General features: G+C 50.4%; 20 protein-coding genes. 15 read left to right on the top strand and 5 right to left on the bottom strand.

Going from position 1 to position 21,018, the window contains the following annotated elements; all coding sequences use genetic code 11:
- The first annotated feature begins 13 nt into the window (after positions 1–13).
- The 4 genes from CBW46_RS20410 to CBW46_RS20395 all read left to right on the top strand — a co-directional run bounded on the left by CBW46_RS20410 (position 14) and on the right by CBW46_RS20395 (position 5,461).
- Positions 14–1,975, top strand: a complete 1,962-nt coding sequence (locus tag CBW46_RS20410) for a DHH family phosphoesterase (RefSeq protein ID WP_089201804.1) — start codon at positions 14–16, stop codon at positions 1,973–1,975.
- On the top strand, positions 1,972–2,418 hold the full coding sequence (rplI, locus tag CBW46_RS20405; protein ID WP_089201803.1) for a 50S ribosomal protein L9: 447 nt from the start codon (positions 1,972–1,974) through the stop codon (positions 2,416–2,418). Before CBW46_RS20410 ends, rplI begins: the two co-directional genes overlap by 4 nt.
- Positions 2,419–2,465: 47 nt before the next feature.
- A complete protein-coding gene (gene dnaB / locus CBW46_RS20400; RefSeq protein WP_089201802.1) occupies positions 2,466–3,821 on the top strand; it encodes a replicative DNA helicase in 1,356 nt (451 codons plus the stop codon).
- Between the two features lie 353 nt (positions 3,822–4,174).
- Positions 4,175–5,461 carry an adenylosuccinate synthase gene (locus tag CBW46_RS20395; protein ID WP_089201801.1) on the top strand — a complete coding sequence of 429 codons (1,287 nt, stop codon included), beginning with the start codon at positions 4,175–4,177 and terminating at the stop codon, positions 5,459–5,461.
- Between the two features lie 175 nt (positions 5,462–5,636).
- Here CBW46_RS20395 and CBW46_RS20390 read toward each other — a convergent pair whose 3' ends face one another.
- Positions 5,637–5,879: an ATP-binding protein gene (locus tag CBW46_RS20390; RefSeq protein WP_243633417.1), complete on the bottom strand. Its 243-nt coding sequence runs from the start codon at positions 5,877–5,879 to the stop codon at positions 5,637–5,639.
- Positions 5,880–6,262: 383 nt separating this feature from the next.
- Here CBW46_RS20390 and CBW46_RS20385 point away from each other — a divergent pair, with 383 nt between their 5' ends.
- A complete protein-coding gene (locus CBW46_RS20385; RefSeq protein ID WP_089201799.1) occupies positions 6,263–7,162 on the top strand; it encodes a hypothetical protein in 900 nt (299 codons plus the stop codon).
- Between the two features lie 4 nt (positions 7,163–7,166).
- On the opposite strand, the gene CBW46_RS20380 is transcribed toward CBW46_RS20385, so the two are convergent.
- Positions 7,167–7,424: a hypothetical protein gene (locus tag CBW46_RS20380; RefSeq protein WP_133254024.1), complete on the bottom strand. Its 258-nt coding sequence runs from the start codon at positions 7,422–7,424 to the stop codon at positions 7,167–7,169.
- 180 nt (positions 7,425–7,604) lie between these two features.
- Here CBW46_RS20380 and CBW46_RS20375 point away from each other — a divergent pair, with 180 nt between their 5' ends.
- From CBW46_RS20375 to CBW46_RS20350, 6 genes are all read left to right on the top strand, one after another.
- The gene (locus tag CBW46_RS20375) at positions 7,605–9,386 is read left to right on the top strand and encodes a M23 family metallopeptidase (protein WP_089201797.1); all 1,782 of its coding nucleotides are present in this window, start codon (positions 7,605–7,607) and stop codon (positions 9,384–9,386) included.
- 182 nt (positions 9,387–9,568) lie between these two features.
- On the top strand, positions 9,569–10,285 hold the full coding sequence (gene yycF, locus CBW46_RS20370) for a response regulator YycF (RefSeq protein ID WP_089201796.1): 717 nt from the start codon (positions 9,569–9,571) through the stop codon (positions 10,283–10,285).
- A gap of 3 nt (positions 10,286–10,288) precedes the next feature.
- Complete coding sequence (gene walK / locus CBW46_RS20365; protein ID WP_089201795.1) at positions 10,289–12,121, top strand: cell wall metabolism sensor histidine kinase WalK; 1,833 nt, start codon at positions 10,289–10,291, stop codon at positions 12,119–12,121.
- Positions 12,118–13,422 (top strand): YycH family regulatory protein, encoded by a 1,305-nt coding sequence (locus CBW46_RS20360; protein WP_089201794.1) that lies wholly within the window; start codon positions 12,118–12,120, stop codon positions 13,420–13,422. The genes walK and CBW46_RS20360 overlap by 4 nt, the downstream gene beginning before the upstream one ends.
- 30 nt (positions 13,423–13,452) lie before the next feature.
- Positions 13,453–14,196: a two-component system regulatory protein YycI gene (gene yycI, locus CBW46_RS20355; RefSeq protein ID WP_089201793.1), complete on the top strand. Its 744-nt coding sequence runs from the start codon at positions 13,453–13,455 to the stop codon at positions 14,194–14,196.
- 34 nt (positions 14,197–14,230) lie between these two features.
- Positions 14,231–15,034, top strand: a complete 804-nt coding sequence (locus tag CBW46_RS20350; protein WP_089201792.1) for an MBL fold metallo-hydrolase — start codon at positions 14,231–14,233, stop codon at positions 15,032–15,034.
- A gap of 166 nt (positions 15,035–15,200) precedes the next feature.
- Here CBW46_RS20350 and CBW46_RS20345 read toward each other — a convergent pair whose 3' ends face one another.
- Positions 15,201–15,401, bottom strand: a complete 201-nt coding sequence (locus CBW46_RS20345; protein ID WP_089201791.1) for a hypothetical protein — start codon at positions 15,399–15,401, stop codon at positions 15,201–15,203.
- A gap of 144 nt (positions 15,402–15,545) precedes the next feature.
- Here CBW46_RS20345 and CBW46_RS20340 point away from each other — a divergent pair, with 144 nt between their 5' ends.
- From CBW46_RS20340 to rlmH, 3 genes are all read left to right on the top strand, one after another.
- On the top strand, positions 15,546–16,766 hold the full coding sequence (locus CBW46_RS20340; RefSeq protein ID WP_089201790.1) for a S1C family serine protease: 1,221 nt from the start codon (positions 15,546–15,548) through the stop codon (positions 16,764–16,766).
- Between the two features lie 27 nt (positions 16,767–16,793).
- A complete protein-coding gene (locus tag CBW46_RS20335) occupies positions 16,794–16,961 on the top strand; it encodes a CxxH/CxxC protein (protein WP_089201789.1) in 168 nt (55 codons plus the stop codon).
- A 559-nt stretch (positions 16,962–17,520) separates the two neighbouring features.
- Positions 17,521–18,000, top strand: a complete 480-nt coding sequence (gene rlmH / locus CBW46_RS20330; protein WP_089201833.1) for a 23S rRNA (pseudouridine(1915)-N(3))-methyltransferase RlmH — start codon at positions 17,521–17,523, stop codon at positions 17,998–18,000.
- 120 nt (positions 18,001–18,120) lie between these two features.
- On the opposite strand, the gene CBW46_RS21555 is transcribed toward rlmH, so the two are convergent.
- A complete protein-coding gene (locus CBW46_RS21555) occupies positions 18,121–18,336 on the bottom strand; it encodes a hypothetical protein (protein WP_207802348.1) in 216 nt (71 codons plus the stop codon).
- Positions 18,337–18,476: 140 nt separating this feature from the next.
- Positions 18,477–18,587: a transposase gene (locus tag CBW46_RS22390; protein ID WP_207802349.1), complete on the bottom strand. Its 111-nt coding sequence runs from the start codon at positions 18,585–18,587 to the stop codon at positions 18,477–18,479.
- Positions 18,588–19,529: 942 nt separating this feature from the next.
- On the opposite strand from CBW46_RS22390, the gene CBW46_RS20315 reads away from it, so the two are divergent.
- Positions 19,530–20,801: an IS110 family RNA-guided transposase gene (locus CBW46_RS20315; RefSeq protein ID WP_089201787.1), complete on the top strand. Its 1,272-nt coding sequence runs from the start codon at positions 19,530–19,532 to the stop codon at positions 20,799–20,801.
- Positions 20,802–21,018 lie beyond the last annotated feature (217 nt).

Here is a 21,018-nt window from a genome sequence, read left to right as displayed (position 1 = left end):
AGGGGCGAAATCAATGCCAAAGTTCCTATTGAAGCGTTGGCACGGCTTGCATATCCTATGGATATTTACGGTGTTGACGGTTTTGATTTTTACTCTGATGTTGTACGAATGGGTGCTCGGTGTGATCGCCTTGATTGTGTGCGGGGTCTTAGCGTATTACACGTTAAAGGCCGAACAGGCGTTTCGCCACGATTTTAATGTGTACGTCGGCACACTGTCGCACCGTATAAAAAAGGCGGGCAGTGAGGTCATACACGAACTTCCTATTGGAATTCTTCTCTACAACGAGGAGAAAGTGATCGAATGGCACAATCCCTATGTCGCCAAGATGGCGGGCAAGGAATCGCTTATTGGCGAGCCGCTGGCCGAGGTATTTCCTGAGTTCAAAGGACGGAAGGATAAGGACCACAAGCTGGAAGTGACGGTAGGGAAAGACATCTATATGGTGCAAATACGCCCGGATGAACGGCTGCTGTACTTCACAGAAATTACGGCGCTGAAGACTTTGACTGCGCGGTTTGAAGAGGAACGGCTTGCGCTGGGCATCGTCACCATGGATAATTTGGACGAAGCTACTCAAGGGATGGACGACCAAACACGAAGTATTATGATGGCCAAGGTAACGGGAGAAATCACCGAGTGGGCTCAGCGGAACAATATCTATTTGCGCCGGACATCTTCAGACCGTTACTTGATTCTCATGAACCAAAAGGGTTTAAAAGCTTTAGAGCAGTCGCGGTTTGAAATATTGGACGAGGTCAGGGATCTTACGATAGACAACAAATTGCCGCTGACATTGAGCATCGGGATCGCCTCCGGCACCGATTCCTTAACGGAGTTGGGGCAGTTGGCGCAGACGAGCTTGGACATGGCTTTGGGCCGCGGCGGCGATCAGGCAGCTGTGAAGATAGGTGAGAGGCTTTCCTTCTACGGGGGCCGCTCGAATGCGATTGAAAAACGAACGCGTGTGCGGGCGAGAGTCATCTCCCATGCGCTGCGGGATTTAATCAAAGAATGCGACAAGGTCATTATTATGGGCCATCGCAATCCCGATATGGATGCCATTGGCGCGGCGATTGGTGTGTTAAAGGCCGCGCATGTCGGTAATAAAGAGGGATATATCGTCTTGGAGGGAGTTAATCCGTCCATCCGTAAGCTGATGGAGGCGATATACGAAGACGAGGACTTGAATCGTTGGTTTATCACACCGGAGCAGGCGATGCAGATCACTAACCAACGTTCGCTCGCCGTGGTGGTAGACACGCACAAGGCAACGATGGTGGCGGAACCAAAGCTGCTGCAGTTAACTTCGCGTAAGTTTATTGTCGATCATCATCGCCGCGGTGAGGATTTTATCCAGGACGCCACACTTGTGTACATGGAGCCGTACGCTTCATCGACTTGCGAATTGGTGACGGAGCTTCTGCAATATTTCAACGAGAACATGTCGATGGGAGTACTGGAAGCCACAGCGCTGCTGGCGGGTATTGTAGTGGATACGAAGAGCTTCAGCCTTCGCACGGGGGCGAGGACGTTCGAAGCGGCGTCCTTCCTGCGGCGTAATGGTGCGGATTCGGCGCTAATCCAGAAATTACTTAAGGAGGATCTGGAGGACTATATCCAACGGTCGGAAATCATCAAGAATGCGGTAGTAATTCATGACCATATTGCTCTGGCCGTGACGGAACCGGATCGTAAGTATCCTCAGTTGCTCATTGCACAAGTTGCTGATACATTGTTAACTATGACGGGCGTGATGGCTTCTTTTGTCATAAGCGAACGACCGGACGGATTGATCGGCATCAGCGCGCGCTCACTCGGGCAAATCAACGTGCAAGTCATAATGGAACGCATGGGTGGCGGAGGTCACCTGACCAATGCTGCCACCCAGTTGGAAGGCACAGTTGCCGAGGCTGAAGCACAGTTACGGCAAATATTAAGTGAAATGGATGCAGAGGAGGGTCTTTTCGAATGAAAGTCATCTTTTTGAAGGATGTTAAAGGACAGGGGAAAAAGGGCCAGATTAAGGACGTATCTGAAGGCTATGCTACGAATTTCTTGTTCCCTAAGCAGCTGGCGGCGGCCGCTAACGAGTCTTCGGTGAAGATGCTGGAGCAGCAGAAGAAGGCGGAGGAGCGCAAAAAGGATGAAGAAAAGGCGGAGGCTGCCGCGCTTGGACAACAGCTCGAGACTTTGACCGTGCAGCTGAAAGCTAAATCCGGTAAAGACGGCCGCCTGTTCGGGGCGATCCCAAGCAAGCAGATTGCCGAGGAGCTGCAGAAACAGTACCAAGTGAAGCTGGACAAACGTAAAATTTTGATGGATGAGCCAATTCGCACACTCGGTGTTACCGAGATCGGCGTGAAGCTGCATCCGGAGGTTTCTTCGAAATTCAAGGTGCATGTAACGGAGGAATAAATAGATACGATAGGTTTCGCTAAGAGCAAATCTAGGAGGAAACGAACTTGAACGAAGGTATGTTTTTGGATCGCATCCCTCCGCAAAATCTGGAAGCCGAGCAGGCAGTGCTCGGCGCTATTTTGCTTGACAGTGATTCACTGGTTACCGCGATGGAACGTATCTCTCACGATGACTTCTACCGCACTTCACACCAGCTCATCTTCGAAGCGATGATCGAGTTGGCGGAAGAGAATGAGCCGATAGATTTGATCACGCTGACCGCACGTCTGCAGAACAAGCAGCAGTTGGAAGAGATAGGCGGGATCAAGTATTTGTCCGAGTTGGCAAATGCAGTGCCGACAGCGGCTAACATCGACTATTACTCGCAGATCGTCGAGGAGAAGTCGATGCTGCGGCGGTTGATTCGGGCCGCTACGAACATTGTTACGGAGGGGTATGCTAGCACTGACGACGTCGGTGACCTGCTGAGTGACGCGGAGAAGCGTATTCTCGAAATCTCGCAGCGCCGTTCCAACAGTGGTTTCATAGCTATCAGGGATGTATTGATGGAGGTTTTCGACAAGGTTGAATTCCTCTACAACAATAAAGGCGGCACAACCGGGGTCAAATCCGGTTTTCTCGATCTCGATAAAATGACTTCCGGGTTCCAGCGCTCTGATTTGATTATCGTGGCTGCCCGTCCTTCCGTGGGTAAGACGGCCTTTGCGCTTAACATCGCACAGAACGTCGGCGTTCGCGAAAAGGAGACTGTCGCCATATTCAGCCTTGAGATGGGTGCGGCACAGCTGGTGCAGCGGATGATTTGCGCGGAGGCCAATGTGGATGCGGGTCGGATGCGGACAGGCTTCCTGGAACAGGATGATTGGGAGAAGCTTACGATGGCGATCGGTGCATTGTCCGAGGCGAACATTTATATCGATGACTCACCGTCGGTAACAGTGGCCGATATCCGTGCCAAATGCCGCAGGCTGAAGCAGGAGAAGGGGTTAGGTATGATTCTTATCGATTACCTTCAATTGATTCATGGCCGGGGTAAAGGCGATAACCGACAGCAGGAGGTATCCGAGATATCACGTACGCTGAAGCAGATTGCGCGTGAGCTGGATGTGCCTGTCATCGCGCTGTCACAGCTCAGCCGGGGCGTTGAGCAGCGGCAGGACAAGCGCCCTATGATGTCTGACTTACGTGAGTCAGGCTCCATCGAGCAGGATGCGGACATAGTAGCCTTCTTATACCGGGATGACTACTATGATAAGGAATCGGAAAAGAAGAATATCATCGAGATCATCATCGCCAAACAGCGGAACGGCCCAGTGGGCACGGTCGAGCTGGCGTTCTTAAAAAATTTCAATAAATTCGTCGGTTTGGATCGCACCCACCAAGAGATGGGTGCCGGTTGAGCCGGACATACGATGGCCCTACACGTTTGCGCAGACGTTGTAGGGCTTTTTGTCGTGCTGAAAGGCACTTAAGTGCAATGCTGTGGTGTTCTCCCTCTGTGGCATGGATTTGTACGTTATAGCTGAAGCGGATTGTGTGATGCATTTGCGGTGGAGCGGGCTCACACCTGAGCAGCGCAAATCGACAGGAAGTACTATTGCTCTACCAGTCGAAATTCCGAACAATGATAGAATGGAGCATATAATTGTTCGTTTTTATTGACTTTGAATTATGGCACTGCTATAATATTTATGGTGCTCTGAGGCCTTTTGACTAATTATAGGTGATACTCACCTAATGGGGGTTATTGAACATGTCAACGGTTGTGGTTGTCGGTACCCAGTGGGGCGATGAAGGCAAAGGGAAGATTACTGATTTTCTCGCTGAATCTGCCGAAGTGGTGGCGCGTTACCAAGGCGGTAACAATGCGGGCCATACAATTTTAATTAACGATAAAAAATACAAGCTGACAATGATTCCATCTGGTATTTTCTACAAGGATAAAATTTGCGTCATCGGTAACGGTATGGTTATCAATCCCGCGGCGCTGCTGGAAGAGATACAATATATTCATGACAACGGATTTTCTACAGACAACTTGCGTATCAGCGACCGTGCGCACGTCATTATGCCGTATCACTTGCTGTTGGATGGTCTGGAAGAAGATCGCAAGGGTGAGAGCAAGATCGGCACCACGCGCAAAGGTATCGGTCCGTGCTATATGGACAAAGCGGCGAGAAACGGAATCCGCATTGCGGATTTGATGGATGCGGAAGAGTTCGAACGTAAGGTGCGACATATGGTTGCTGAGAAGAACTTACTCATCGAACAGGTTTATAGCTCCAAAGGATTGGATGCCGAGGCGATCATCGAGGAGTACCTGGGCTACGCTGAACGTCTCCGCAATTATGTGACTGATACATCTGTAGTGCTCAACGATTTGATCGACGAAGGAAAAAAGGTACTGTTTGAAGGCGCGCAGGGCGTGATGCTCGATATCGATCAAGGAACATATCCGTACGTGACCTCATCTAACCCGTCTGCAGGCGGTGTCTGCATCGGCTCCGGGGTGGGCCCATCCAAAATTGAGCAGATCATAGGAGTCGCGAAGGCTTATACGACACGCGTCGGTGATGGCCCATTTCCCACTGAGCTGCTGGACGAAACAGGGAACTGGATTCGCGAAAAGGGCCATGAGTACGGCACTGTGACCGGCAGACCGCGTCGTGTGGGCTGGTTCGACAGTGTGGTCGTACGCCATGCCCGTCGAGTGAGCGGGATCACCGGGTTGTCTTTGAACTCGCTGGACGTGCTAGCGGGACTGGAAACGGTGAAAATTTGCACGGCCTACAGGGTGCGTGGTGAAGTGATTGAACACTATCCGGCGAGCCTCAAGCTGTTGGCCGACTGCGAGGCGGTGTACGAGGAGCTGCCAGGCTGGAGTGAGGATATTACGGGCGTACGCAAGCTGGAAGACCTTCCTGTTAATGCGCGGCGTTATGTGGAACGTGTGTCCGAGCTGACAGGTATTCCAATTGCAATCTTCTCTGTCGGCCGTAACCGGGAACAGACGAACTTGCTGCAACCCATTTACAGTTGAGTACGCAAAACGCAGTCATTCATAATCCTTTATAGGAATAAATGTGATATTGTACTGATTGTCCTCCAATATACATGTCAACACCTCCGCTAAATCGTGAAACGATTCAGGGAGGTGTTTTTTTTTGTCTATCCTGCGTTAGTTTATTCGTCGGAGTATTTGTTGAAAATGACCGTTACTTGAAGTAATAGCTGGCGAGTTCGATGTGGAGTTGGCCCCCGTGCAGGACAACAATACTTTTTGCGATGGCGAGCCGCAGCCCCGACCCTTCGGTATGTCGGGATTGATCAGCCCGCTTGAGCCGTTCCAGCAGATCCTCAACCGTGTAATCGATATCGCAGGCGGAGACATTTTTGATTGTAAACATGAGTTGGTGTGCATTCTCACCGAGTGCGAGATGAACACGCGTGTCAGGCATCGCATATTTGAGGGCATTGCCAATCAGTTTTCGAAGACCCTCCAAGTTTTTTACCGTCGAGCTTGCGGTAGAACAATTTTGTGGTCCGGAAGGGATATTTTGAACTTGTATGTGGATGCCTCACTTGAATTTCCGTTTCGTGATCTACGATAAGAATATTGAAACTTCTCAAGTTTCCGGTCCACCCTGCCTATTGAGTCAGCACTTTCGCCAACCGCCTAAGTCTACACTACAAAGAAACTTTTAACAAAAAACTAGAGAAATGACTTACAAACTTAAGAAGGTTCTGAATTTTCCAGGTTATGGTTTGGTTCCGGCAAAGACGTTAATACTGTAGGGAAGGAATGCTGACAAACGTTCAAAAGACGGGAGATGGTTGGTAAATGAAACCACTGTACTGGGCGGCTAAGTTGGTTATAACGGCGTGTGTGACATCGATAATTTGTGTGACTTCTACGTTTTGGGTGATACAGACGTACGTCGACATGATACTGGAGCAATATAAACTAAAAAATGTAGTGAACGACATGCCGAATTGGTCAAAATTCACCGCACATGTGAGCGAGACATTGACGGGGCAACAGCCGGGTGAGGGACGAAGCTCGAGCACCGTGGGCGCGGCCGCGCGAACCGGTCAGGCGCCGGAAGCGCACTCGGTCACTGGGCAAGTGGACGCCGGAACCCAGGGTGCGAACGGTAACTCTGACTCGGCAGCCGGTGACGCAGGGCAGATATCTTCTCCGACACAGAGCACCGGTGCGGATAACGTGACAGAGGAGAAGGTACCGGATGATGCGGTGGCTGTGTTCGGCCATCAGAGTGGTTCAGCAGCGGCAGCGTCATCGCAACAGGAGAGCAATTCTAGCTCCGGCGAGCATAACAAGGCATCGGGCACTGAAGCGGGGAGCAGAGACGGCACCGGAGGACGGGCCACAGTGTCGGGTACTGCAAGGGACAGTGGGCAAGAGTCTACTGAAAGCGGACTTGCGCAGGATGGCTCAGCGGGTTCCGCCGCGGGCGCTGAGTCAGACGTGGGAGGCAGGGTAGTGGTGTCAGGCGAGGAGTTTGCCAGGAAGAAGGAGCTGCTATCTACGGGCGACCGGAATAAAATTTTCAATATGATGTTATCGAGGGTACCTCAGACGGAAATACAAAGTATTTCACAAATGATGGAAGAGGGCATTACGGCCAGTGAGCTCAAGCAAATTGAGCAAACACTTCAACAGTATTTGAAGCCGGAAGAATACTCCCAGCTTCTCGGTATGATCAAGACAAAACAGTGAAACGTCACTGGCACGAACCGCCATACTTCGACGCCACATCTGCGGCAGACCCGCTTAGACCCGGCTCGACCGAGATTTCCAATACAAAATCACTAATTGTACTTCGGGTGTGCTCGGTTGCATCTGGGATGAGGGAATCCGCATCCCGGCCCAGCTCGTATTCGGGCGGTAAAGTAATGTCGATCACACCCAGATCTCGCAGAGCTTCCGCCGCCCGAACCATGTCGGACCAACGGGCAAAAGCCATCCTAATATTCTCCATTTATTTACTTCACACTCCTGCTATGGACGTCGATTCCCGCACTGGTAGACACTGTGTTGTGTTGAAAGAAGCGATAGAATTGTGGTAAATTGTTTAAGGAGTCTTTTAACGCACGTTATTATCCCTATTTTTAGGAGTTTTTATGTAGCCTGCGAAAACCCGTTTCAAAAGGAGTAAAACATGACAGTTTTGAAAGGAATACGTTGGGTCAAGCAGAAGCTGGGCAAGTCCTGGCGGAAGCTCACCGACATTCGACTACAAAACCTAACAGCCCAGAGCAACGCCAAGCAACAGCAACTGGAACAAGAGCAAAATAACGTAAGTTCACATATCGATGGCAATCGGAGCGTTCAACATATAAGTACGACAGTAACAAATAACGACAATGGCGGTGGACGTAATAAACAGAAGAATTCGCCTAGACGTAGTGCTACAGCGAGCTCAACCAAGAGTGACACAGGTGAACAGAGCTTAGCTCAACATAGCAAAGCCAAGAAGAAACCGAATAAAAACCACACTGCAGTCGGTCGCAAGCCAGACAATGATGGAAAAAACATCCTGATACATAGATTGGGCTTGGTGAAAACCGCAACCGTGCTAGGCGCGGTCACGGCGATTGTATGGGGCGGCCACGCTTATGTGAAAGCGAACCTCGTTGATGTGGTCGAGGTTGCGCTCGATGGAGAAGATATTGGAATCGTACAGGACAAGACGGTCGTTGAACAATTCGTAGCTATCAAAACAGCGGAATTACAAAACACCGGTGCAGATGTACATGTGGATGTTGAGATGCCTGAGCTGAGTTTCAAAGAGGAAAAGGCTTTCGTGCCTCAGATTAGCGAGCAGGAAGTGTTTAGCCGCCTATCGTCTTCCATGACAGCTACGCCTATGGGCGTTCAGCTCTTGGTGGATGGGAAACCCATGGGGATCTTGAAGGATCAGGCGACGGCGGATCACATGCTGGAAGCGATCAAAGCTGACATCACTGTGAACAAGAAAGAGCCGGGCAAGGTGCAGGTGCTGTCAGCATCACCATCTGAGCCCGCAACCCAGGTCGAGATACAACAGGTGGATTTCGTACAAAAGGTTGAGTTAAAAGAGATTCCGATACAACCGCAGGACGTAATCAAGCCGGACGAGCTGCGCAAGAAGCTGGAAACCGGCGACGTGCAGCCGACCAAATACACGGTGCAAGAGGGTGATTGCGTGTCTTGCATCGCCAAGAAGCTCAACGTGCCGAAGCAGGCCATTTATGAAAACAATCCTTGGATCGCAGATGATATGATCAAGGCTGGCGAGGAGCTCGATCTTACGGTATCGCAGCCTGCGTTGGCCGTACGCTCGGTGGAAAAAGTGACGGAGACACATGAACTCCACTTTGATACCGAATATCAGCAGGATCCGAATACGCGGGTAGGCACGGATCAAACGATTAGGCAAGGGCAGAATGGCGTCAAGAAAGTTACGATTCAAGTGACCAAGGTGAACGGCATGATGGTAGAAGAAACGGTGCAGAATGAAGAAATCGTTCAGCAGCCGGTGTCAGCCATCATCCGCAAAGGTGCCAAGGTTGTCAAAGGAGAAGGCTCCGGCAAGTTCGCATGGCCGGTTATATCCTCCTCCATCAGCAGCACATACGGGACACGCTGGGGGAGGATGCACAAAGGGATCGATCTGGTCTCATCCAATAAAAATATCCTGGCGGCGGACAATGGTAAAGTGATTTACGCGGGTAACAAACAAGACGGTTATGGCAATTGCGTCATCATAGATCATCTAAACGGGTACAAAACTTTATATGGACATTTGAGCAAAATTGACGTCGTAGCCGGCGAAATCGTGGAAAAAGGTGAAAAGATCGGTGACATGGGCAGTACCGGAGACTCCACCGGAGTACACCTGCACTTTGAAATTCAGAAAAATAACACACCTGAGAATCCATCGAAATATTTAAATAGATAAGCACTGATTAAAATCATATATTATTTACCGGAATAATTGCTCGGACAGAGGCACCGTAACGCAGGACACTGCGCTCCGTGTCTCTTTTTTATTTGGTTTGTGGTAAAATGAAAACATGTTGTTGAATAGATAAACGTGCGGGCAAACCACGAGAAGTTATTTTACAGGCGGTGATCGTAAGGATGGCGAAAATACTCGTTGTCGATGATGAACAACCGATTGCGGATATATTGAAATTCAATCTGGAAAAGGAAGGCCATCAGGTCATCTGTGCTTACGACGGCGGGAATGCGGTGGAGCTGGCTTACCGGGAGGAGCCGGATCTGATCCTGCTCGATCTGATGCTGCCCGTGAAAGATGGAATGGACGTGTGTCGTGAGGTGCGCGTGAAACTAAATACGCCGATAATTATGCTGACAGCAAAGGACAATGAGATCGATAAGGTGCTGGGGCTCGAGCTGGGCGCAGACGATTACGTGACCAAGCCTTTCGGCACCCGTGAGCTATTAGCGAGAGTGAAGGCACATCTGCGCCGCCAGACCAAGGTAAGCAGCGTTCCGGCAGTGGAGATCGGAACCCGACAAGGCATAAGGCTGCAATCGCTATTCATAGACAGCGACACGTATATGGTGTACAAGGATGACGAGCCGCTCGACTTGACACACCGGGAGTTTGAATTGCTGCAGTATATGGCCAAAAACAGCGGCAAGGTGATGACCCGGGAGCATCTGCTGCAAGCAGTGTGGGGGTTCGAATATTTCGGCGACGTACGCACGGTGGATGTGACCATTCGCCGATTGCGGGAAAAGATTGAGGATGATCCAAGCCGGCCGGAATATATTTTGACGCGTCGCGGTCTCGGTTACATGATGCGAAGTGCCAAAACCGGGGGCTTCTAAACGATGAAAGGCATTCGTTTCTTTCAGTCGATTCAGGCAAAATTGATAGTGATTTATGTGCTGCTGGTCTTAATAGCGATGCAGTTTATTGGCGTCTACTTCATCAGAACGCTGGAGAGTTATTTTAAGACGGATTTCATCGATTCGCAAAATAAGCAGGCACAGCTGCTGGCTCAGTTCGTAGAGCCCTACTTGGCCGCAAACAGCGCAGAGACTAAGGATGACGCGGGCAAATCTTATGCTGATTTGAATGATGTGGTCAACAACCTGTTTGCCATAAGTAACGCGGAAATCCAGATTATCGATGCCAACGGCTTCGTGCGCTCGACATCGATAGCGAGCCATCAGTCCATTGTCGGGCAAAAGAACACCCAAACCGAGGTTAACCGGGCGCTGCAAGGAATCAAGGACAATCAACGGATGTTCATAGACATACAAGGCAACCGAAATATGATTATAGCCAAGCCGATCGGCTCGGGAGTTAAAGTTCTGGGTGCTGTGTATATCATCGCTTCTATGGAGGGATTGTACACCACAATGAACCGGATCAATCAATTTCTCATTTCCGGAACATTGATCGCCCTCGCACTGACCGCAGTTCTCGGGGTGATGCTGTCGGCGACGATCACTAACCCGATCAAAGCGATCACGCGTCAAGCCACGGCTGTAGCGGAAGGGCGCTTCGAGTCTCAAGTACCGGTTGTGGGGACGGATGAGATCGGACAGTTGGGCCACGCATTCAATTACATGATGGAACGATTGCAGGAAGCACTGGCGTTGAATGAGGAAGAAAAGGAGAGGCTCGCTTCCATTTTGATAAACATGAACGACGGGTTGATTGCTGCAGGTGATGACGGCCGCGTCATGGTAATTAACCGGCGGGCTAAGGACATTTTGCAGGTGAGCGAAGAGACGACGCTGGGCAGACCGCTGCTCGAAGTGTTAGGCATCTCAAGTGAGGCGGCAAGGAAGCTCGAACGTGACGAGGATCCGACCATGATGCTTCAGTTTGAGCATGGGGAAGAAGAGAAATTATCCGTGAAGCTCACTTTCACAACGATATACACCAAAGGAAAGGGCTCGGCCGGAACAATCGCCGTGCTGCAGGATGTCACGGGTCAGGAGAAGCTGGAGGAGTCGCGCCGTGAGTTTGTCGCCAATGTGTCCCATGAGTTGAGAACACCTCTCACGACGATCAAAAGCTACTTGGAAGCGTTGGAAGATGGAGCGCTGGAGGATCCCGAGTTGGCGGGCAAGTTCGTCAGTGTCACGCGCAACGAAACAGAACGAATGATTCGGCTGGTGACGGATTTGCTGCAGCTTTCCCGTCTGGATTCCGAGCAGGCGATCATCAATAAGCAATTGACAAGTGCCAGGGCTATGTTGGAGGACGCCGCCGACCGGTTTTCATTTCAACTGGAGGAGCAATCGATTGAAATTTTCATTCAAGTAGAGTCTACAGCCGGTGAAATTGCGGTGGACCGTGACCGCATTGATCAGGTGTTAGATAACCTTGTGTCGAACGCTATAAAATACACGCCCGATGGCGGTCAAATTTCTCTCCGGGCACGTCGAGTAGAGCCACAGCTGCTGGAAGTTACGGTGCAGGACAACGGTATTGGTATACCTAAGAAGGACTTAAACCGTATTTTCGACCGGTTTTACCGCGTGGATAAAGCCCGCTCTCGCAGCATGGGGGGGACAGGGCTAGGCTTGTCTATTGCCCGGGAAATAGTGAAAGCGCATGGCGGGTCCATTGTTTTGGAGTCGGAATTGGGGGAAGGGACTAAGGTCTCTTTTACCCTGCCATACCTCCAGGAGGAGGCTGCCGTATGATTGAGAAGCTGAAATCAGCCGCACTTGTGATACTCGTCGGCCTCAGCCTGCTGCAGAGCTACTATATTAATTACAGCGCACCAAGCTTCGATCCGTTGGTGCAGGACGAATATGTGGAGAGTGAACCGCTCGGCTCTCAAGCGGCAGTTGAGGATCTGCTGTTCCCGGATCAGATGGTGATGCACCTGGGCAACCAGCAGCACACGGTGCTGTATCCTGAAACAGAAGCCTACACGAGGATCTTCGATAATGTGCGGCAGCGATCCTTGGAAGGATTTCGTAAAACAAGCCCGGAAGCGCTAAACGTGAATTGGGAAGAAATTCGGAGCACCCGGCAAGGCTTTGAAGTCCGCTTTCGCGACGGATTGCCGTTCGATGTGCTGCAGCGCGAGCAGGTGCTGCAGATCAAAGGTTCGCTGCCACCGGAAAATGACGTCATCACGCGGATTTGGTTTTTCGCCGACCCGATGAAATTCGAGGTAAGAACTATCTTTTTCACGGATACTGCGAATACGATGTATGAGGTAGAGAGTGCCGATATCTCAACGAAGGACATTGAACGATTTGTTACGTTGGAAGGAATTGTGGCACGGGAGCAAATAGTAGATTACGAAAAGGGAGACGGGGATTACTATCTGCCTGTACAGCCGATTTGGTTCGAAGCGGTAAAGCTGCCGGTAACGCAGTACGCGGTGGAGCAGCTGAAGCAGAATTTTTTCGTAGACCCTGCCATAACCCGCAATTTGTCGGAACGGGACGGATCGGAGATCTATACCGATACGAAGCGGGGCTTGAAGTTGCAGAACGACCAACGCTGGATGACCTACACAGATCCTGTGGCGACGATGGATGGCAAGGACGACATGCGTGAAAATCTGCTCTCAGCCGTACAGTTTATCAACCAGCACGGCGGATGGAATGGCAAATATTCACTGTACAAGGTGCCCCAGCGTCTGCTGCCAAACAATCAGGCGTTCGTTTTCAGGCAGTATCACAAATCCCTTCCAGTCATTAACCAAGGGTCTGAAAATGCTGGTTTTATCAAAATTGTCATGCAAAAAGGAATTGCTGCAAGCTACGAGCGCTCCATGATGATTCCGGACGTGCAAAACGCGGTGGAGAGCCAGCATTCTTTGGTTGGAGGCGAAGCGTTGGCCGAAAAGCTGAGTCAATATGGCAAAAGGTCTTCTATACTTTCGGTATTTCCCGCATACAAACCGATCGTACATGATCAAACGCTTGAGTTAGTGCCTGCCTGGACGGTCGAACTGCGGGATGGGACATACGAGTTTTTGGAATAAATTGCCTGAGCGCCGCTAGGGGGGATGCACATGGATTGGAGCCGGGCGAAAACGATCTTAATACTTTCTTTCCTGCTGCTGAACTTGGTGCTGGGCTACCAGCTCTGGACAACGCGCTCGGGTCTACTCGAGTTCGATGCGAATACGGCGAGTGCGGCGGAGGAAATCCAAAGGCTAATGAAAAGTAAAAACATCCAGGTGTCGGCGGAAATGCCGAAGGAAGTCGCTCGATTAAATGAAATTGAAGTTCGGTTCGACGAGCAGCTCAAGCCGGATAAGGAGATACCGCTGAAAAATCCCTTCAAGTTCAGTCCGTTGATGAGTCGAGGATCAACTAGAAATGCTGCCGCCAAGGCATCAATTCCTAATATCGATGCTTATCAATACGATCCGGTGCTTAGTGCCAACGGAGTGTATGTGTTTCATCAGCTGTACCGATCGCTGCCGATGTTTGAGGTCCGGTTGGAGCTGATAGAACAGAACGGAATGATTACAGCCTACCGCCAAGGCTATGTGGAGGTCAAATCGGAAGGAGATCAGCAGGATCAGAAGGTAATCTCACCCTACACGGTGCTGCGCAGTCTTATCGAGAACTATTTTCCGAGCGGAACGGTAGTCAGCAGCATCGAGTTGGGGTATCATGGACAGGTGTTCGATTCGCAGACGATGTTCATGGTTCCATATTGGCGCGTGGCGCTTGGCAACGGTGAAGATATATATTATGTGCATGCATTGAATGGGGCAGTAGAGCCGCCACAAAAAGTAAAACGTTAATATGATTCATTGCGTGGTCAGATGGGAGAGACAGATGGGAATACGTTTTAGTGTACTCGCCAGCGGTTCCACGGGGAACGCGATGGTTGTAGCAACGGAAGACACCAAGGTGTTAGTCGACGCAGGCTTGAGTGCCAAGAAGGTGGACTCCCTTTTAAAGGAGAAGGACATCTCCGCTGCAGATTTAGACGCGATACTGGTAACACATGAGCATGCCGACCATATCAAAGGGCTCGGGGCGATCGCACGAAAGTACGATCTTCCCGTGTATGCCAATGAGAAGACGTGGGACGCCCTGGACAAACAGATCGGGGATATCGCGGAGGACAAACGCTGTGTGATGCAAACCGGTGAGGCTCGCGACTTCGGCACACTTAGAGTCGAGTCGTACGGAATTTCACATGATGCGGCCGAACCGGTCGGCTATTGTTTTTATAACGAGGATCAGAAGCTGAGTCTGGCAACCGATCTGGGTTACATGAGCGAGAAGGTAAAGGAACAGATCCGTGACAGTGACGTGATGGTACTGGAATCCAACCATGACATCGAGATGCTTCGGGTCGGCAGATATCCGTGGAATATTAAACGGCGCATATTGAGCGATTTGGGCCATCTGTCCAATGAGGCAGCAGGCATCGGCCTATGTGATGTGATGACCTCACGGACGAAGCGGGTATATTTGGCGCATTTGAGCCGTGACCACAACATGATGGATTTGGCCAGGCTTACCGTGAATAATATGGTGGAAGAGCGTTTATGTGAAGACGACCATCGGGCTGAACTCATGGACACCTATTACGACCGTGCCACGGCATGGGATCGGTTGGATGAGGAGTAGCGGTACCGCCGGTTGGCACGGCTTGAGCCGTTGACTGGGATAGTGCTTCGTGCGCATCGGAATGCACCGCCGGATCGCTGTGAGCGTGGCGACGGTGCAAGAGAAGAGTTGTGGGATGGCGTGGTCATTAGGTCGGTGACTCCGGAAAGGCCGAGGCTGGGAAGGGCTAGCCATCGTGCTGCGGCGTGTAGGATGCATCGAGTTTGGCCGATACGGACGCAATATCCTGCGCGGTAATGATGCCTTTTTCCACTAAAAGTTCGATGATTGTGCTCACTAGTAGGGCGGATTGGTAATGTGCATGTTTGAGATCAGCGAGCTTGCCGATAAGATCGATTTGCTGCAAATGGGTAGGAATAGGATTCATGGTTTAACGGCCTTCTTTCGTTTAAATTGTTATACTCTTATTCTAGTCTTGCAGCATGTAAAACATTCCTACGTTTTTAAAAGTTTTTGAGATTGATAGACGCCGTAGAAGCTGCACCGAGCGCACAAAAAGGGAGCGGAAACAATGAGTCTGTTCGATGATGATTTTTATTCCACTAAAGTATCCCGATGGAACAATTGGTCAGTCCGGGGGAAACGACTGAGCCGCAAAGGTTGGAGACAGCTGCCGCCATGGCTGCTGCCTGCTGCTGGCGGAGCCTCCGCGATGTTGGTTTTGCTGCTGCTGTTCGGTGCAAGCGGTGAAGAGGAGGCCTTGCCTGCCTCATACGGCGCCGGGGCGGCAGCGGTGGTTTCCGACGCTCAAATGTTGAACAGCGATTCGGTGGTACGTGCTGCAGCGGTGGTCGGCCCAACGGTGATCAGCATTATTGGTTCCGCGGCCGACGGTGGCGATGCAGAGTCTCATGGCGCAGTAGGTTTGGGATCCGGTGTCATGTTCCAGAAAAGCGGGGATAAAATCCGGATTGTCACCAACAACCATGTGGTGGAAGGCTTCACACAGCTGGATGTGGTGACGGCACAGGGAGAGCGCAAAAAGGCAGAACTGCTCGGACGGGATCAAATGACCGATTTAGCGGTATTGGAGATCGATGCGGATGGCATCAATATTGTCGCTGAATTTGGTGATTCCGATGCGCTGCATGCCGGTGAGACCGCTATAGCGGTTGGTAATCCTCTCGGGCTGGGGTTTGCGCCTACGGTGACGAAGGGTATCATCAGCTGGCCTAAGCGTACGATACCTGTGTCTTTGGGACAGCAGGGGAGCTACGATTGGGAGATGGATGTGATCCAGACCGATGCGGCAATCAACCAAGGCAACAGCGGCGGGGCGTTGGTCAATCTTCAAGGCAAAGTGGTTGGGATTAACACACTCAAGGTTGCAGATATGGGAGTGGAAGGACTTGGGTTTGCCATTCCGATTAATTCCGCCAAGCAAATTATTGATGCGCTGATAACCGATCATAAAGTAAAAAGGCCATATATCGGCGTGGTGACTCAGGATTTACAATCTTTCCAAGGTACGGAAGTATTAAAGCTGCCTTCAGATGTGAAAACTGGTAGTATTGTGATTGATGCAATCGGCCCAGCGAAGGACGCGGGTTTAAAAACAAATGACGTCATTGTGGAACTGGATGGTCAGGCTGTAGACGGAACACTGGCTCTGCGGAAATACATTTATAGCAAAAAGCGTATCGGGGATGAGTTGGAGGTCACCTATTACCGGGGTGAGAACAAAGCAACGGCGACGGTAACATTGGATGAATTGCAGGACGATAATAAATAGAGCCAAACAGCGGAGTGGAGTCAAATTATGCATGTTGTATGTAAGGATCATTTGGAGCTTGCGATCGATGAATTTGTCGACGAATATGAAGAAGCACCGGACGTTGTTGATTTAGAAAAAGTCCGTTTTCGGGCTTGGGAGCCGCCGGCACACTGCGAGCGGTGCCTGCAGCAGGGGCGTTTTTTGGTAGTGTAGCAGCAGGAATTATACGAAGGCTTGTGCGCGATGGCGGGCCTTCTTTTTTTGTTGGTGCGGAGGTGTTGGTTAGGCGTGTGATGGAAGGTGTGTGCGCCCATTGTGGTGGAATATACCGTGAGTGTCACGCTGGAAGGACCAGAGCGGAAGGACCAGAGCGGGCAAGAGGGCTGGCTCAACGCGGGCTGATGCCTGCCGGTGCTGGAAGGTTAAGGGGAGTGTTAGCCGCAAGGCGAATCTATGCATGGCCTGACAGGATGTTGGCTGGTGTGCATTGGGCGAGGGAGTGCCAGTGAGTGAGGCCGAGTTTGGCTGCATGCGTATGTGTATCACGGTGGAGAAATGACGTGGGGAAAGTGTTGGCTTGGCAGACGGGGTCATGGGAGATAGACGAACTGTGGACATGCAGTGGTAAGTACGAGGGGAACCTAGCGTGGCCTCGGGTAAACTCGACCTGTATTGCCGTGTGGCCAGCATGAATGAACGGCCGTGGTGTCAGTCCACGGGTGAGACCCAGTTGTGCCGGCATAGCTGCAGAGAGATGAGAGGCGGGAGTGTAGTGCAGATTCAGATTGTAGCCGTAGGGAAATTAAAAGAGAAGTATCTGATACAGGGGATCGCCGAGTATGTCAAACGCCTTGGGCCTTATGCCAGGGTGCAGATCGTCGAGGTGCCCGATGAGAGGGCACCGGAATCTATGAGCGCCGCGGAGGAGGCGCTCGTACGGCAGCGCGAGGGTGAACGCATCCTCGCGCAGATTAAGGGCGACGCATATGTCGTCGCCCTAGCCCTCGACGGCAAGCCGCTATCGAGCGAAGAGCTCGCGCGGCACGTCGAGGAGTTGGCCACGTATGGGCGCAGCCACGTGGCGTTTGCTATCGGGGGCTCGCTAGGGCTCGCCCCCGAGGTGTTGGCGCGCGCCGAGCTGAAGCTCGCGTTCGGACGCATGACTCTGCCACACCAGCTCATGCGGCTGGTGCTGGTGGAGCAGGTGTACCGCGCGTTTAAGATCATGCGCGGTGAACCGTATCACAAGTAATGGCTAGATTTTTTTGGCGGGTAAGCTTGGAGGAGTATCTGCTTTACTAAAGGGCTGCAAGTTAAAATGGAGAACGTAGCCCAAGCGAATGAATGGTAGCGTTCTTCATTTTCTGTTGAACTACCATGAAAATTCACTTCCATAACACGGCAACAAGGCATCGCCCAAAGAAGACGCAGCTGATTCATTTTTTACAGGCAGAGCACCTAAATGATCAAGTATTAGCGAGCCAATGGATGGGACAAAGAGGCCGGTACTGTTATCAAGACGTTGTAACCCATCCCGCAAGTCTTCGTACAGCGTGCCGAACAATAAACTGTTGTCTCCGTTTATCAAAGCAGTCTTCACCTAAGTAGACATACATTTCTTTTCGCGTTAAGAGATAATAAGCGATCCACCGCATGGCGGTGTGCGACCACAATCCCTGCTCGTTTTCTGCCTTTACGTTTGTACACCCTCGCACTGAATAAGCTGCTTCAGTCAACCGCTGATCTTAAATATTTGTTGCCTTTCTTGGTTTTAGATGGTTCCCGTTTGCCAGCACTTTTATTATGCCCAGGAACAAGTTCCGCCCATGAGCCACATATGCGCTGCTGTGGGGACTTGCCTTTTCACATCCGTACCGATTTCAGTTAAAATCTGTTCGGCCGTTCGTGTCGATATGCCGGTAAAGCAGCACCCGGACGGAAAACCGATGCGAAAGATGCGGCCGCTATAAACGTGGCATGGATGGCTAACGGTCAGGATCGTCCAACATTCATTCTAATCGAGCTCTCTGATGTAATTAGAAATCACAAAGACGATAAATCCAATGAACACAAACAGTACCAGATATAAAATGCCTGATTGATTAAAAGCGATGAAGAACCCAGCAATTGAATTCGCCACTAGGAATATCAACGTGAAAATTAATGATTTGTCGCTTAGACGCGGGGATCGCGAGATTTCCAGTGATGTGAATCCAAGTCTCTTTTGATAAAGACAAAGGGCGATGACCAAATGAATTCCAACAAAATACCATGATTCCATCGAATAATCATTTGCGAGCATAACTAAGGTAACGCTAATGTCGAAACGATGGAACAGATAAGTAGTTCCAAACTCTAAGAGACCGCTAACCGTGACGCCGACCATTATGATAATCATAGTATAGATCCATCGTATCCCTGTAAGAAGGGTGAAAAATAGAATTGCTAATACAGGGGGAAGAAATGTAATTAGTATAATCATATTAAGATATTGAATAATGCTAGAAACGCTTGAGCAGAAAATGCAAATGATTAGAATTTCCTTCCAGTAATTGAATGGCTTAAAACGAAAAACCACTAGCCCATTTATCAAAATGGCTAGCCATGCAAAAAATGAGATTAAATAGGAATTGGCAACGTTCATCCTCATGCACCTCGAATCAATCTACAATTAAGAAACCGCTCCTCATAATACTATGGAGTGTGGGCTTCGGCTAGCGATTGGAGTGCGAAACGGGTCATAGCCCTTTTAAATTCCATCATCCAGGAGGACGCTCTACTATGAAGTTTAAATCGCAAGCTAGACAAAATCAACTTATTGAAAAGATTACCTCTCATCATTTGGTTATCGGGATTGACATCGCGCAGCAACTGCATGTCGCACGCGCCGTAAACTTTCGCGGTATCGTGATCGGCAATCCCTTGTCGTTTTCTAATGACGAGGAAGGTTTTCAGCAACTCCTGCMATGGATCCAGCGGTTGCAGACCGATCACAAATTAACTGCAGCGATCGTAGGTATGGAACCGACCGGACACTACTGGCTCAATATARCCAKATGGCTTGCAGAACGACAGCTTGAAGTTGTCTTGGTGAATCCGCATCTAGTGAAAAAGAATAAAGAAAACCGTGACAACACACCCTCAAAGAGTGACAAAAAGGATGCTCTTGTCATTGCCGACATGGTGAAAAACGGCTATTACTCATTCGTACGTACCACACCTGAAGCGTTTGAAGAGCTCCGTGTTTTAGTCTCCAACCGGGACTTTGTCGTTAAGCGAATCGTAAGTGCGAAAAACCAAATTCATCGGTGGGTTGACGTTGTTTTTCCTGAGCTGCGTSAAGTGTTTAAGAAATTGATGTGTGCCGGTTCCTTGGCCACGCTTCGTCTCTTTCCTACACCGGAAGAGCTTAGCAAATTACAGCCCAAGGAGTTGATTCAAGGATGGAAGTCGCTTATGAAGCGGCACTGCGGTGAGCGAAAAGCTCGGGCCCTGATCTCGCTGGCTGGAAGCTCTGTCGGTTCCAAACAAGCTGCGCATGCCTACAAGCTGCACTTGAAGCAATTACTCGCAGAGTACGATCTTGCTTGGAGCCAGCTACAGGATGTCGAGCAMGAGATTGTTTCCGTACTAGAACGCATTCCCTTCGCAAAGTCTATGCTTGCCATCAAAGGAGTTAGCGCTATTTCTCTAGCCGGTATTATTGGTGAGGCCGGGGATTTGAGTGGTTTTACTCACGGTAATGCCCTGCTGCGTCATGCCGGTCTCAATCTAGCGGAAGCAAGTTCAGGTAAATGGGTTGGACAAATGAAAATAAGCAAACGTGGACGGTCTCGCCTTCGTCGCTTCATATTCATGATGACCATGAGTCTCGTGAGGAACAATCCAGAGTTTAAGGCGATTCATGCACRCAATGTACAGGTAAAGAAGATGAAGAAAATGAGGTCCATCATGAAGTTATGTGGCAAACTGGCTCGAATCTTGGTCGGCATGGCACGCACTGGTCAAGCTTACATTCCACATAAAGCTCTGCCCTTTCAGCAAGCAGCTTAACCGTAATACCCGTTTCGTTGCACGTAGATTGGCATATTCGCAGGATTTTGAAAGAAAGCACGGAGTACCGGGTGTATTGAACCAAAGGGCACCGACCCGTAACGATAGCAAGACCGGCCTCCACCCCTTGGAAAGGCGTAACGAAGGAATGAGAGGGCAAAGACCCGTTGAGACATGGGAGTGAAAACCTCCAGGGGCGGCGTGGAGAATGCGTGCA

Origin of the sequence: Paenibacillus xerothermodurans, assembly GCF_002220865.2 — a bacterium.
GTDB lineage: Bacteria > Bacillota > Bacilli > Paenibacillales > NBRC-103111 > Paenibacillus_S > Paenibacillus_S xerothermodurans.
Note: the sequence above shows the minus strand (reverse complement) of the source record. Positions and strands in the feature narration are given on the sequence as shown.